The sequence below is a fragment of the Chryseobacterium sp. StRB126 genome (genome assembly GCF_000829375.1).
Lineage (GTDB): Bacteria > Bacteroidota > Bacteroidia > Flavobacteriales > Weeksellaceae > Chryseobacterium.
Map to the genome: position 1 here is coordinate 3,726,909 of NZ_AP014624.1, position 15,458 is coordinate 3,742,366.

7 protein-coding genes are annotated in these 15,458 nt (G+C 40.7%); all 7 read right to left on the minus strand.

The annotated features are described in order from the left end of the window. Complete coding sequence (locus CHSO_RS16930) at positions 1-1,701, minus strand: ribulokinase (protein ID WP_045498493.1); 1,701 nt, start codon at positions 1,699-1,701, stop codon at positions 1-3. A 128-nt stretch (positions 1,702-1,829) separates the two neighbouring features. Then, positions 1,830-3,818 carry an alpha-L-arabinofuranosidase C-terminal domain-containing protein gene (locus tag CHSO_RS16935; protein ID WP_045498495.1) on the minus strand — a complete coding sequence of 663 codons (1,989 nt, stop codon included), beginning with the start codon at positions 3,816-3,818 and terminating at the stop codon, positions 1,830-1,832. Between the two features lie 53 nt (positions 3,819-3,871). Continuing rightward, a complete protein-coding gene (locus tag CHSO_RS16940; RefSeq protein WP_045498497.1) occupies positions 3,872-6,505 on the minus strand; it encodes a beta-glucosidase in 2,634 nt (877 codons plus the stop codon). A 198-nt stretch (positions 6,506-6,703) separates the two neighbouring features. After that, entirely contained in the window at positions 6,704-9,439 is a 2,736-nt protein-coding gene (locus tag CHSO_RS16945) for a T9SS type A sorting domain-containing protein (RefSeq protein WP_045498499.1), read from the minus strand. Positions 9,440-9,708: 269 nt separating this feature from the next. Next, a complete protein-coding gene (locus CHSO_RS16950) occupies positions 9,709-12,231 on the minus strand; it encodes a glycosyl hydrolase 115 family protein (RefSeq protein WP_045498500.1) in 2,523 nt (840 codons plus the stop codon). A gap of 17 nt (positions 12,232-12,248) precedes the next feature. Next, positions 12,249-13,469, minus strand: coding sequence for an SGNH/GDSL hydrolase family protein (locus CHSO_RS16955; RefSeq protein WP_045502788.1), 1,221 nt, complete (start codon positions 13,467-13,469; stop codon positions 12,249-12,251). A gap of 50 nt (positions 13,470-13,519) precedes the next feature. Then, the gene (locus CHSO_RS16960) at positions 13,520-15,457 is read right to left on the minus strand and encodes a glycoside hydrolase family 97 protein (RefSeq protein ID WP_045498502.1); all 1,938 of its coding nucleotides are present in this window, start codon (positions 15,455-15,457) and stop codon (positions 13,520-13,522) included. Between the last annotated feature and the right edge of the window lies 1 nt (position 15,458).

Here is a 15,458-nt window from a genome sequence, read left to right on the forward strand (position 1 = left end):
TCAGAAATTCTGAAGTTCTTTCCTGTTGTTTTTCAGCTTGGTATTATATTCTACAAAATCAGCGAGCTTCTGGTATTGCTGCATTAGTTCTCTGTAGTACTGTACTTCTTCAGCTTTCGGCTGGTATTCCGCTTCAAATCCGGAGCCCATTTTCATGCTGGCATCCTGAACGGTCGGATAAATTCCTGCTGATACGGCCGCATAAACAGCAGCCCCCAGCGCAGGAGTCTGGTCCGAAGCGGCAACAACAATCGGCATATCCAGAACATTAGCGAGTGTCTGCATGATAAACGGCGATTTCCTTGCTACTCCTCCGATCCCAATCACTTTATTGATTTTCACACCTTCCTCTTCAAAACGGTCAACGATCTTTTTAGCTCCGAAACAAATGGCATTCACCAAAGCTTTGAAAATATGGGGTGCTTTTGTTCCCAAAGAAAGCTGACTGATCGCTGCTTTAAGTTCCTGATCTGCATCCGGTGTTCTTCTTCCGTTTACCCAGTCCAAGGCAATCGGAACGGTATCTGAAAGAGGAATTTTTTCTGCTTCAAGGGTTAATTTTTTGATAAGTCCTACCTCCATTTCATCTGCGAGCTTTGTCTTCTGTTCATCTGAAATATTTTCGGAATGCATCATAACCTGGTGAACCGGCCACATCAGGATATCTTTATACCATGCCAGCACATCTCCAAAGGCAGACTGCCCTGCTTCAAGCCCTATCAGTCCTGGAATTACGGAGCCGTCAACCTGTCCGCAGATTCCTTTTACCGTTGTATCCCCAATAGCTTCTTGTGAGGCCACCATAATATCACAGGTAGAAGTTCCCATAATCCTGATCAGTGTATTTTCTTCCACTCTTGCTCCCACAGCTCCTGAATGGGCATCAAAAGTTCCTACTGTAATAATGGTCTGGGTTGTAAGACCCGTTTTAGCGGCCCATTCTTCATTCAGATATCCTGCTATTTCATCTGAAGTATACGTTTCCCGGTATAACCTTCCTCTGAGCTCTCCCAGAGAAGGATCAAGCCTGTTGAGAAACTCTTCAGAGGGCAGACCGTCCCATGACTCGTGCCACATGGCTTTGTGGCCTGCTGCACAACGGCTTCTTTTGAAGGTGGCCAGGTCTTTATGATCAGATAAAAGGAAAGTCAGATAATCACAGTGTTCCATCCAGCTATAAGCTGCATTTTTTACTTCTGCATCTGCTCTGCTGATGTGCAATATTTTAGCCCAGAACCATTCTGAAGAATAAATGCCGCCTTCATATTTTGTATAATCTTCTCCACCCCATGTTCTTGCCAGGGTATTGATTTCTTCGGCTTCGCGGATGGCGGTGTGGTCTTTCCATAAAACCATCATAGCATTAGGATTCTCTTCAAATCCGGGAACCAATGCTAAGGCTACTCCATCACTTGTTACTGGTAGTGGTGAAGAGCCTGTAGTGTCTATACAAATACTGACGATCTGCTCCGGCGGTATCCCGCTTTCTCTTACTACTTCTGAAATGGTTTTCTCCAGGCCTTCCATATGATCTGAAGGATGCTGTCTGAAACTATTAGCTGAGGGATTACAAAATTTACCTTCCTTCCATCTCTGGTAGTAGCTGACTGAAGAAGTTATTTCCGACCCGTTTTCAGTATCAATAAGGACGGCCCGTACGGAGTCTGTACCATAGTCCAGCCCGATAACATATTTTTTCATGGTGGTGAAACGTTTTTAATTAGTGAGATTTCAATTTCTCCTGATGAGATAAAAACAAATATAAGATTCTATTTTAAATAAATGTAAAAAACACACTTATTATTTATAATAATTTAATTATCAATTAATTAAATTGATTTCACCTTTAAAACAACTAAAGAATTGGCAGGGATTTCAGTGGAGATTCTCCCATTTTTAGAGCTAGAAATCTCTTCTTTAGGTTTTACAGGTTCAGTATCGAAATTATTTTCACTGGAAAGCTCTGGTGCAGACAGAAAAATTTGGGTTAGTTTTTTGCCAAGTTTCAGAGTTCCGGGATTGATATTGATTATCTTAGACTGAGTATCAGTATTGACCATTTTAATAATGATCTCATGAGTTTTTGCATCTTTTACTGCTGTAGCATATAATTTCTCCTGTCCGGATACTGCTTTTCCGTTGCTTTCTATTTTCAGTACATCCGTTCCTTTATTGTTGGAGAATAATTTCTGAACATAATAGTTTGGGGTTGCATAAGATTTCAGATTATTGAACCAGATGAGATCGGGCGTCCACTGCCAGCCATCAGCATGGGCAAAAAGCGGTGCGTAGGAAGTCATATAGACCACATCTGCGTTTCTTTCAAGACCGGTCATGAAAGCGGCTTCTGAAAGGGCTGTCAGCCAGTTATTTTTATTATCAGGTTTTACCACTCCTACTGATTGGGCTGCATATTCTCCGGCAAAAACTTTTGGCCCGGAACGGTCATACTGATCATATCTTCCTGCATTTTTCATGAACCATTCTGGTGAATTGTAATAATGTTCATCTACAATCTGAGCATTAAGCTGTTTCAGTTCTTTCCAGCCATATTCGAAGAACTCGCCATCGGGTGACGGTCCGCTTCCGGAGATGATCTTAATGTCAGGATATTTTGCATGAATGGCTTTTTCAAAAACTTTATAGCGTTCGATATAATCTGCTCCCCACTGTTCATTTCCCACTCCGATAAATTTTAAATTAAAAGGCTTTGGATGTCCCATTTCATTACGGATTCTCCCCCATTTTGTTCCGGAATCTCCGTTGGCAAATTCAATCAGATCCAAAGCATCCTGAACGTAGGGATCAAGGTCTTCCATTTTCACCAGTTCTGCCGTATTGAACTGACAAGCCATACCACAGCTCAGAATAGGAACCGGTTCTGCACCCAGATCTTCGGAAAGCTGGAAATATTCAAAAAATCCTAACCCGAAGGACTGTCCGTAATCCGGTGTAAGCCTGTGCGGAAATCCGGTGCTCCATTTGTTGATCAGATATTCACGGTCTGCTACATTTCCCACTGTTTTTTTCCACTGATACCGTTCTGCCAGCGTTCTTCCTTCAACAATACAGCCTCCCGGAAACCGCAGAAATCCCGGTTGCAAATCATATAATTTCTGAACCAGATCTTTTCGTAAGCCTCCTTTTCTGCCTTTCCAGGTGTCCTGCGGGAAGAGGGAGATCATATCCATGTTCACGATGCCGTTTCCGGTAAATGTAATTCGCAGTTTTGCTTTTTCTACAGTTTGTGGTGACTTAAAAACGGCTGTATATCTCTGCCATCCCTTTCCTTTTATAAGTATGGAGACTGAAGAAATTTCCTTACCGCTTTCATCAACAAGACTTGCATTTACCGCAGCAATATTTCCTGAAACATTCTCCAGATCAAAGCTGAAATCAAATTGTTCTCCCTGATGAAGCCCTATTCCTCTGAAACCTTCATTCTCCAGAATATAATTTTTATCATTCAGAACAGTAATTCTTGCGTAATTTTTATTGGTTTTGGCAGGGTCGGAATAAATGGTCAGAAATCCGGAATCCAGATTAGGAGAGAGCGTTTTTGTATTGGGCTGTTTCCAGCCTGTGAATGGTTCATCAAATTCAAAGCTGCGGTTTTTAATCAATTCCGCATACAATCCGCCGTCTGCGGCAAAATTGATGTCTTCAAAGAAAATCCCATACATGGTAGGCTGTATTTTAATAGGTGCCGGGCTTTCTTTAAGGTCCAGATTAAATGTATGGACCGTATTATTCTGAGCCGAAAAAAAAGCAGCGCTCAGAGAAATTGCAATGGAAAATATTTTATTTTTTGTTGTCATATATCGTATATTTTGAAAGCTAAAGCATGTCTCAATTTATCCTGAATCAATTTTTATTTTACTGTTAACGGAATACTTTTTAATCCCGCATCATCAGAAGTTCCGCCATAAAAAATGGTATACTCGCCGGGTTTTGAAACCAGATCATCTGCTTTTTCATCGTAGAATGCAAATGAGTCTTTGGAGAGGGTCAATTGAATATTTTTTGTTTCTTTAGATTTAACCAAAGTCCTTTCAAAAGCCTTTAAGGTTTTTACCGGTGCCTGGGCATCATTATTTCTTTTGATATAGACCTGAACGACTTCTTCACCATCCCTTTCTGAAATATTGGTTACCGGAATTGTGACAGTCACGTTTTCGTTGGTACTGATCGTATTTTTGCTCAGTTTTGAATCTCCGTAAGCAAATTTTGAATAACTCAAACCGTGTCCGAATGCATAAAGAGGCTTTTCCGTCATATAACGATAGGTTCTCCCCTGCATATCATAATTTTCAAATCCTTCATGTTTGCTTGTCTTTGAAAGAGCGTTGTCCAGCTGTTCAAGATTTTTATAAAAAGTAATGGGTAATTTTCCGGAAGGGTTATAATCTCCTGCCAAAACATCTGCCACAGCAGTTCCTCCGGACTGTCCGCCATACCAGGCGTTCAACAAGGCATCATAGTTTTTCTCATCCTGTTCCAATCCCAGAGCACTTCCGGTACAAAGAACAAAAACAACAGGTTTTCCGGTTTTCCTAAGATCCGCCAACAGGTCCCGCTGGACTTTAGGAAGGGCAATGGAAGATTTGTCACCTCCTTTGAAGCCTTCTGCATTCACCATCATCTCTTCACCTTCCAGACTTGGTGAAAGTCCGCCTGCGAAGACAATGACGTCTGCATTTTTCACCTTTTCTCTTACCGAAGCAAAATTGACAGGGTCTTTTCTATACACTTCAAAGCTGATGCTTACATATTTTCCTTTTTGTGTATGACGCAGTTCTATCTGGTACTCTTTCCCTTTTTCCATTTTTACAGGAAACTCCGAAGGATGTCTTGCATCAGGTCCTTTCCTTGTTGCGATTTCTTTTCCGTCAACGAAGAGTGTATAGATGTCAGAAGTGGAAGCAGAAAACACGACATCTCCTGTATAGGTACTTTTGAAAACCCCTGAAATAATCGCTGAGGTATTTTCTCTTCCTACATTGGGCGCAAGCTGGGTTCCTCCAAAACTGTTGTAGCTGATGGCAGTAGAATTTACGGAAATGTTTGCCGGTTGACCCTTAAATTCATTGTTATTGAAAAACGTTACTTTCATTCCTTTCGCACCATTTTTCTGACTGATAAAATTCTGATAGAGTGACGTTCTGGATGAAGGGTCTGTTACTTCGCTTCCTTTTTCATACATAATTTCAGCATTCGGGAATTTGGTTTTGATTCCATCTAAAATCGTTACAATGGAAGAAGGCGTTCCGTTGTAGTTTCCTAACTGCATCAATCCGTTATCAGCATTCGGACCTACAACGGCAATTTTTTTAATACTTCTGCTGAGAGGCAGAATATTCTTTTCGTTTTTCATCAGCACAATTGACTTTTGTGCCATTTTCAGTGCCTGCTTTTTATGTTCTTCAGAATCGACTACAGAATATGGAATGGTATTCCAGTGAACGGAAGATTTCGGATCAAGCATTCCCAGCTCAAACCAGCCTTTCAGAATTCTTCGCATTGATGCATCGATATCCTTTTCGGTAATCAGTCCGCTTGCCAGAGATTTATTCAGATTGTTATAGGTATCTCCGCATTCCAGATCTGTAGAATGTTTCAAGGCATCTGCTGCGGTTGTTTTTTCGTCAGGATGAGTGCCATGGTATTTTTTCTGAAAGAAATCGGCCAGTGCCCAGCAGTCTGAGACCACCATTCCGTCATACTTCCATTTTCCACGGAGGATTTCAGTAAGTAAAGTATTGTTTGCACAACATGGCTGTCCGTCAAAAGCATTGTAGGCACACATTACTTCTCTTACATTTCCTTCCTGAACCAATGCTTTGAAAGCGGGAAGATACGTCTCATACAGATCTCTTTTGGAGATTTCTGCGTTATAGGAATGACGGTTCCATTCCGGTCCGCTGTGTACCGCAAAATGTTTGGCACAGGCGTGGGTTTTAAAATATTTTAGGTCGTTTCCCTGCAGACCTTTTACTGCAGCAACGCCCAGAACAGAGGTAAGATAAGGGTCTTCACCGTAAGTTTCCTGGCCTCTTCCCCATCTTGGGTCACGAAAGATATTGATATTTGGGGTCCAAAAGGTCAGTCCTTCGTACCGCCCTGTTTTTAGAGCCTCATCAAAAGATCTTTTGTATTTTGCCCGTGCTTCATCAGAAATCATTTCAAAAGTTTTAAAATGCTCCGGAACATCCCATGTGGCCGCCATCCCGATTGCCTGTGGAAAAACAGTGGCTGTTCCTGCTCTTGCTACTCCGTGAAGTGCTTCATTCCACCATCCGTAGGCAGGAATTTCCAGACGGGGAACTGCCTGGGAATTATCCATCATCATTCCAATCTTTTCTTCTGTAGTCAGCAAAGTAAGAAGGTTCTCTATTCTTTCATTAACCGGAAGATCCGGGTTTCTGAATGGGTATATATAATGGCTCTGAGCAAAAAATAAAGGGGCTGCCAGGGTTGCACATAGGATTAGTACAATTCTTTTCATAGTATTATGGTTTCAATAAAGGCCTAAAAATGTTTATGGTCTTTGCAGTTAAATTTTCTAACCACGGATTTCACAGATTTTCACAGAGGATTGTGTCTATTTTTGGATGCTTCTCTATTTCAATCTTTATGCTTCCATCATCGGATGGATATGAATAAAGCCACCATAAGCTGATCTTATGATGGCATTGGATTCAATTTACTCTTTAACAAATTTTTGTTTTAATACCGTATTATTTTTATGGGTAACCTCAATAAAATAAGTACCAGCTGGGAAATCTGCCACATTAATATGGTTTTTCCCTGAATTTATTTTCAATCCGGATCTGATGATGCTTCCTTTTCCATCAAAAATGGTGGCAGCTTCTAAAAAATCAGAATCAATGAAAAGATCTGCCTTTACAGGATTAGGATATATTTTCACACTCTCCTTTTTAGCTTCAGCATAAATATTTCTGGCACTTAACGATCCGAAATTTAAAGGAAGAATGTTGGCAGAATAAGTATTTTCTTCTGTAAGATAGGCTTTGAAAGATCCTATTGCAGGTTCACTTCCTGCAGTTACTTTATAGAACCCTGTTACTCCGTTTTCTGTTTTCAAAACATAAGCATTGGCCGGAACTTTAATGCTCTGATAAACTCCGTTCATCTGATTAACAGTAATTGCTTTGGGGGTGGAAACATTCCCCGAACCATTGAAGGTAATATTCCCTGTCGCATTGATGATTACCGGAGTATTTGCAGGAATGATTCCATTTGAAATTGCGGTACAGCTGATATTGCCTGCACCGGGTGACATCAGATAAGCAGTAACTCCGGAAGGTATATTAGCCTGGAATGGTAAGATCAGCACGTCGTAGCCATTAAATGTACGGCTGTAAGAAGCAGTATTGGCGGTAAAGTTAAACGGTACCTGAAAATCCATACCCTGACCGGAAAGGACAAGATTTGAACATGTAGTACCGGAGATCACATTATTGGCAGATGAGCTTACATTTGAGTTCACATAATAAATGCTGTTCGTATTGGTACTCATAGGCTGCCAATTATTGGAGGAAGTAACCCCTGCTGTATTTCTGAAGTCTACAGAAGTGTAGTATCCGCTTTCCAGCGCATCCATCAGGTAGCTGTCACTAGCAGAATAAGTTCCCCCGAATTTAGAAGCAATTTCATTACCCACATTGAAATAAACATCTCCCAGATTAAGGGTAAGTACAGAGCTGTAATTGGAATTTCTCAGTCCTAAAATGCCTTTGCATCCGTCTGTGAGTACCTGTCTTGAAATATCGAGTGTGATATCGAAATTTCCTCCTTGCGGAAGATTAATCTTTCCGTAATTATACGATTTCGTTACGCCCTGGCTGTTGATATAGTATAAAGTGGTATTGTCCGAATAGCTTTGTCCCGCCGTTGTATAGCTGTTTACATGCAGAATCAGTTTATTGTATCGGTCATTAAGCTGAAGATATCCGTTAGCCGCAGTCATATTATTACTGATAAGAGGACTTGGATTGGAGAACGTCACCGTTGTATTGCTGATATTGAATCCTGTTCCAAAAGCTGTACTGGTAGCCGTTTGTGTTTCAATTTTATTATAATGAATATCACCGCCTGTCATCAGAGAAGCAGGTCTGTCGCCACTTTTATTAAAAACAAAAGTCATGACACTGGAAGAGCTGATATCAGCCGTAGGCCGGAATGTTGCCGTACTCATAGTGATAGGTGTGCTGACCATATTGGATTGCGTATTGGTCAGTACTTTTGTTCCTGAAGTCGTGTAAAAAGGCAGATCAACCTTAAGACTATACGCATTTTGAGAAGAGTTGATGACCATAAGAACCACCTGATTTCCATCCTGGGAAATATAGGAAGAGCCTTGTAAAACTCCGGTTTTGTCATCCCACTTTGCCTCTATTCTCGTTTTTCCTGTTGTATACTTAGCATAATGTGAAAGGATATAGCCTCTTTTGGTCATTACTCCTGCGGGAGTTCCGTAAATTCCGTCGCCCATTAAACCATAATAACGTTTGGCAGAGTAATGGATCCAGGCATTGACATTACCCAATAATGCATTGTTGACACTGCCGGCGAAAGTAAAAGCATCCGTATTCCAGCTGAAATCGCGGGCCGGCTGGGTAGATGAAGAGTTCCAGTTGATCAGATATTCTGTCTGCCAGATTTCTTTATTATAATTCTGAAATTGCTTGTAGGTAGACTGGATAGGTCCATATTGATGGCCTCCATAGACTTCAAAATTAGCCATTGCTGCGGGATCCAGCAAAGCACTTGCAAAATTATCTGTAAGCCCTACGCTTTCCGGGGCAATTACTTTGCAGTTGATAAGTTGCCCGTAATTTTTGATAAAAGAGGCAATCTGTGCAGGAGTCCAGATGCATCCCTGATACTGCGCCATTTCATCCGGTTCATTTTGAATGGAGATATAATCAAGTTCTACTCCGTTGTTCTGAAGATAGGTAACAAAGCTGTTGAGATAAAGGGCATAATCCTGATAATTTTCGGTTTTCAGATATCCTATCTGCTGTACGCCGTTGGCATCCGTGTACACAGCATTTACATGGTTATTGGTTTTCCAGGCTGCGGGCATTGTCCATGGGGAAGCAAAAATGGTAAGTCCCATAGATTTGGCAAGCTGTGCTGTTGCCAATACGGAGCTCCAGTTGCTGCTGTTTTCGGGAATATATAATCTCATAATGTTATATCCGCCTTCACTGGAAGCTCCCCAAAGATTCTGAATCTCTGATGTTGACATATGATTATAGGCAAACTGGGGACTGCAGACAAATCCCCCGAATCCTCTTATTTTCTGGTAAGTAATATTCTTGTCAATTTTTACTGTAGTAAGCTGCCCATGCAACATACAGCTGAAAAACAAACATATAGAATGAATACTGAGAAAATTTAAAAGTTTTTTCATAATGGTTTAGTTTTAGATATTCGTGATTTTGATTATCAACAATTAAAGTAAGGGCAATAGATTCCCCATCAAGACAGTTTATTTTCAAAAACCGTCAGGAAAATACCCTGAATGATATCAGGCAGCGATCTGTTAAATAAAGTTGCTTACAAAATCATCCGCCATTCTTTCTCTTCATTCTCTGTCAGGGAACTGTATTTCAGATTTGAGTGTGAAATGAGATTAATATTCCATGCTTAAAGGATTGTTTTTTATTGGTATTTTGGTCCTCAGTGAAGCATTTCGCTTTCGGGAGCTCCAAGGTATGAAGGTTTTAAACCTCCGGTATTGATCAATATTTTTTCCAGGACAATGCCTGGTTCCAGCACTCTGAAACGTAAAGTATGTTTTCCTGTGTTCTGAATCGAATGCTTTGAAATGGATTTAATAATATGTTCAGACTGCCATTTTCCCAATTCTCCTTTATAATGGCCGTTGAAATTCACAATCTGCGGACTTTCGTTGTCAAAAGAAATCTCATAACGCAATCCTTTATTATGGTTAAAATTTAAAGTAGGAGCTAAAAGAAGTTCCACCTCAAATTTTCCTTTGGATTCAAAGTTAATATCATATTCCAGCCAGATATTTTCATCAGCTTTTGGATAGGCACTCTGCGGAAATGTTGTCACCCCGGATTTTGTTTTTCCAAAATCAGGAATCACTTCCCAATGGATTCGATCAGAATTGCTCATTCTTGCAAAATTCTCTGCCTCAATGGAAACATACCCGTTTTTCTCCTGAAATATCTTTTCTTTGGGAACCTCAGCATCAGAAATATAGGTAACTTCAGGCATTATATTTTCTTTTCCGTCTGCCCAGCTTTTATATCCTATTCTCATCTGATCCATCATATGCTTCCATTTTCCGCCGGCAATCACATTATTGTATTGATTATCCAGATAAGTGTTTCTTTCAAAACATGCCTTCACTTTATCTGCGTAGAAATTGGCTCCCGGATCTTTTTTCGCTGCCAGTTCCCTGTTTTTTGCCACAGCATAGTACATTTCGTATAAATTACTGCATGCATCAATCGGGTACAAAACCAACTGATAATATGCATCCTGGTACTCAGCCGGAATCTGCTCTTTTAACCGTAAAGCTTCTACGGCCAATGCTCTGTAATCATTTAAAACCGTTTCAAATTCATGGTAATTTTCAAGGCTGTACGTTTTGCTGTCAAGGGTTTCAGGAGTTACTCTTCTGTTGTATTTGGAATACAGGTTAATCATCCGGGCAATTTCCCCGGCATGTTTTTCACCAAACTGCTGAGCGGTCCATTTCTCAGTATATTCAAAAAGATTTTTAGTGTTAAACTGCTTTGGATTCCAAGCCATTTCCAGGAAAAAACTGATCGGAAACTCCATCGGTTTTAAATCTCCTACATTCACAACCCAAAGCTTATCTATCTTATGTTCATAAGAAAGATTCATCTGTTCCCAAACTCTTTGAATAGGGCTTATGTTGATCCATTTGGAATTTCTCGGTCCGCCTACATAGTCGAAATGATAATAGATTCCATAGCCTCCTTTATGCAAAGGTTTTGAAAGGTCCGGAAGCTTTCTTACATTTCCCCAGTTATCATCACAGAACAGCAGGATCACATCATCCGGAACCCGCATTCCTTTATCATAATAGTCCTGAACTTCTTTATACAATGCCCAGACCTGAGGTGTTTTCTCAGCTTTTTTTCCGGTAACCTCAGCAATGATTTTACGCTGATCTTTTACAATTTTCTCGAGCAGGGAAATATTGGTTCCCTCTCCCATCGCTTCGTCACCGTCACCCCGCATTCCCACTGTAACAAGTTTTTCCCAGTTTTTGCTTCTCTCGAGTCCGGATCTCCAGAATTTCTGTAAAACTTCTGCATTTTTAGCATAATCCCAGACATTCGGGAGGTTATTTTTTTTGATATACCTGTGCCAGTCGGTTTGTGCCAAAGCCATAGGCTCATGGTGGGAAGTTCCCATCACAATACCCATTTCATTCGCTAACGGCCCGCTCAGAGCATCATCGTCATAAAATGCCTTTCCCCACATTGCCGGCCAGATATAGTTTCCCTTAAGGCGCAGGATCAGCTCAAAAACTTTCTCATAAAACTTACTGTTTACTCCGCCAAATGTTGCTCTGGCCCAACCTCCCAACGAAGGCTCTTCATCATTAAGGAAAATACCGCGATACTCTACAGCAGGCTCACCATCGGTATAGATTCCTTTTTTGAAATATAAATTTTCTTTTTTCTCAACCGGAACATCTGCCCAGTAATACCATGGTGACACACCTATCTGTTGAGACATTTCATAAATCCCGTAAATCGTTCCCCGTTTATCACTTCCTGCAATCACAATGGCTTCAGAAACGCCAGGAAATGGATTACTGACATTCTGAATGATATATTTTTCTCTTTTCCCTGTTAATGCTTTTCCATCCAGCTTTTTTTGCCTGATTAAACCATCAATGGTCTTGCTTTTACCTGCTTCACCAATAATGATAATCATTCCGTTCACACCGGAATTTTGGGAAACAAGATGAGGCTGAACACCTGTTACTTTTTGAAAATCGGATTGAAGGTTCGCAACAGCACGCAGAATTCCTTTATCCGAATCGCTATCCGAAAGCAGCATCAAACCTGAATTGCGCTCTTTCAATACCACCGAATTTTCTGTCCTGGCAAAAGAAATAAATGGTTCGGCTGCTTTTACAAAAAATATAAACAACAACGTAAGAAACAGCGAAATGTTTTTTGTAAAATTCATACTATATCTTTTTGATTTTAATTTTTAAATAAGTTCAGATCCACAAAATCTCCCATTCTTTTGTAACCGGCTTCATTGGGATGAAGAAAATCATGGTCGTGCATATCATTTAAGATGACTTCCGGATTTTCACTTTGCATTTGTTTTGCAAAATCTATAACGGCATCAAACTTCCCGCTGTTCCTGATCCAGTCGTTTACTTTTTTCCAGGCCTCGATACGGAAAGGTTTGTCATAGAAAGACTTTGCGAAAGGAAGAATTGTTGCTCCGTACACTTTGATTCCGTTAGCGTGTGCCTTATCGATCATCATCTGGTAAGCGGCAATCAGTTCTTCTGTTCTTTTGGAAGCGTCATCAGGGTCTCTTGTTCCTCCCAGATCATTCACTCCTTCCAGAATGATCAACCATTTTACACCCTGCTGATTGAGGATGTTATAATCAAAACGGTCTAATGCTATAGGACCCAAACCGCCACGCACCACACAATTCCCACCAATTCCGAAATTAAGGACACTTATATTTCTGGTAGAAGGATTCGCCAGTAACCGTTGCGAAAAAATATCCGGCCAGCGATTCTGCCTGTTGGTTCCCGAACCTCTTCCGTCGGTAATAGAATTTCCCATAATAGCCACCGCATACGAGGGTTCACCGGTCTTTACATCGATGTTAAAAAGCGAATACCAATGATCTGTTTTTACAGGGTTTTTAAATACCATTGCATTGGTCTGCTCACCTTTAACAACAAAAGAGGTAGTTCTTGAACCCGGATGTCCGGTGACAGATTGGGTTACTTTTGCATAGGAAATGGTAATGGCCAGCAGCGAATTAGGCTTCAGATTAAAGTTCACCTCATCAGAATAAATATCAGATCCGGGAGCAATTTTAAAATTATTTTTCTTCTCAAACGTTAATGATCTGATGCTGGCTGCATCCACATTGCTGCTATCGGACGGTACAGCAATAGAAACTGCTTTTACCGCCAGGCTGTCTACAGAATATTTGTTGGACAAACGTAACCGCAATTTTTTTCCACCTACAGATACACGGACAATCTGACGCAGGGTATTCCCCGAAAGCCCCGGTTCCGGCGGAAGGTTTTTAGGTTCCACCAATTGGGGAGCCGTTGCCCAGGTGGTAAGCCAGCGGTCTTTGGATGACTGCTTTGCCAGACTCTGGGAGGAAGAGCAGGAAACCAAAAATCCCGAAATGATAAAGATGTATAAGTTTTTGAAGCGCATTTTTTCTGTTTTTTCGTTTTTTCTCAAACTCTCCGGATATTGGCCAATCCTTAATTTTTCAATACAAATCCTCCGTTCGGCTGAATTTCAATCGTAAAATCACCTTTTGCATTCACTTTCACTTCTTTCTCTGATGTATTTCCTTTTGCATCATCATTGATAAGTTTCAAGTTTTTCCCGGCAAACATCGGAAGTTTTATTTTCAGTTTCTGGGACTGCTTTTCGGCATTTACACCTGCTACATACCATTGATCCGCATGTCTTCTCGCCACCACGGCATATTTTCCAGGATAACCGTCTATGAAAACTGTTTCATCCCAAAGTGTCGGAACTTCTTTCATAAAGTCAAGCTGAAATTTTAGTGAATCTGTAAGATTATTCGGCATTACGGCAAACATCTGAACCGGATTCTGAAACAGAACTGCTGTAGCCAGCTGAAAGCCGTCTGTGGTATGTCTTTTATTTTTATCTCTATTGGATTCCGTTAAATATGTATTGAGGAAAGTACCTCCGAATTCCATACTTCCCACTGTATTTCTGATGAAAGGATGAAGTGTGGCAAAAAAAGCTTCCTGTTTCCGTACATCTTCTGAGAAATAAAGCATTTCTGAGGCAAGAACAGCTTCGCTTCCTGCATAATTCGGGTACATCACTTCCCAGCCTCTCGGGACAGTGGCTCCATGGAAAATAATGGTTAATCCGTAATCATTGGCATCCGAGAGAATGTCTTCGTAAAGACGCATGGTTTCCTGTTTATCTCCTCCAAAGAAATCCACTTTCAGTCCTTTTACGCCTACTTCCTTCAGCCATTTCATTTCCTTTTTCCGTTCAACGGATGAGCTCATTTTATTTCTGGGTCCCATGGGCGCATCATTGGCCGCTCCGTTGGAATTATACCAAAGCAATACCCCTACATTTCTGGATTTTGCATACTGAATAAGTTCTTTCATGCGGTCTTTACCTATATTTTTATCCCAAAGCGCATCCATAAGAATAAACTGATAGTTCAATGCAGCAGCAAGGTCTATGAATTTTACCTGATCATCATAGTTCATACTTTTGTCCTGCCAAAGAATCCAGCTCCAGGTAGATTTTCCGAACTGATATTCCTGTGAAGGCTCATACATCGGATCTACCACATCAAAAGGAATCGTGGTCTCCACGATAGGTTTCAAAGAATCCCCCACTGTGATTGTTCTCCACGGCGTCTTTCCGGGAAGAGAAACAGCTGCTCCAGTACTTCCGAAACCATTATTTTCAGCAATGTTCGGATAAGCTACTTTGTAAAGGCTTTTTTCTGCTGTGGTTTCAAGGTGTGAAGCACAATATGTACTGTTCACTCCAGTCTCAGAAAGCAATACCCATCCTTCATTTCCGATATGGAACAGACCCGGGAAAACGTATCCGTAATCGGATGGTATTCCCAGCTCAGCATCAGCTTTATAACCACTTTCATAACTTGGTGCTGTGCGCGCAAATCCTGTCATCGGCTTCATCATAGGTGAAATAAAAGTAGTGGTCTGTGTCGGGAATCTATAACCTGTAGTTTCTGACTGTACTACAACACTCAACCGTTCTTTCATTGGTGGAATATTGTAGCGGAAAGCAATATTGTTGTTGCTCACCTGAAATTCAATGCTTATTTGATGTTGATCTGCGTTGATAAAACTAACCGATAAAGTATTGGCCTTATAATCAATCTCAGATTTTTTGATCTTTGTGTTTGTGTATTTCTTAGAAACCACGTCTTTTTGGCTGTCAGTAAATTTCAGATTCTTTGAAAAGTCTGATTCGTTGGTTACCAGGCCCAACGGGGATTTTTCAAGCACTATTTTTTCCTGAAGGATAACTTTATACGATGCTTTTCCCTCTTCTGAAAAGACCTGAAGCTTCAGGTGTCCATCCGGACTTGAAATCTCTGCTACCTGCGCAAAGCTTTTGTTGATCAGAAATAAACTGAATAGAAGATATAAAACTTTTTTTCTCATG

What these genes read in the sequence shown, in the direction of transcription:
- CHSO_RS16935 (WP_045498495.1), bottom strand. Translation starts at nt 3,818, where the DNA reads ATGACAACAAAAAATAAAATATTTTCCATTGCAATTTCTCTGAGCGCT.
- CHSO_RS16945 (WP_045498499.1), bottom strand. Translation starts at nt 9,439, where the DNA reads ATGAAAAAACTTTTAAATTTTCTCAGTATTCATTCTATATGTTTGTTT.
- CHSO_RS16930 (WP_045498493.1), bottom strand. Translation starts at nt 1,701, where the DNA reads ATGAAAAAATATGTTATCGGGCTGGACTATGGTACAGACTCCGTACGG.
- CHSO_RS16955 (WP_045502788.1), bottom strand. Translation starts at nt 13,469, where the DNA reads ATGCGCTTCAAAAACTTATACATCTTTATCATTTCGGGATTTTTGGTT.
- CHSO_RS16940 (WP_045498497.1), bottom strand. Translation starts at nt 6,505, where the DNA reads ATGAAAAGAATTGTACTAATCCTATGTGCAACCCTGGCAGCCCCTTTA.
- CHSO_RS16950 (WP_045498500.1), bottom strand. Translation starts at nt 12,231, where the DNA reads ATGAATTTTACAAAAAACATTTCGCTGTTTCTTACGTTGTTGTTTATA.
- CHSO_RS16960 (WP_045498502.1), bottom strand. Translation starts at nt 15,457, where the DNA reads ATGAGAAAAAAAGTTTTATATCTTCTATTCAGTTTATTTCTGATCAAC.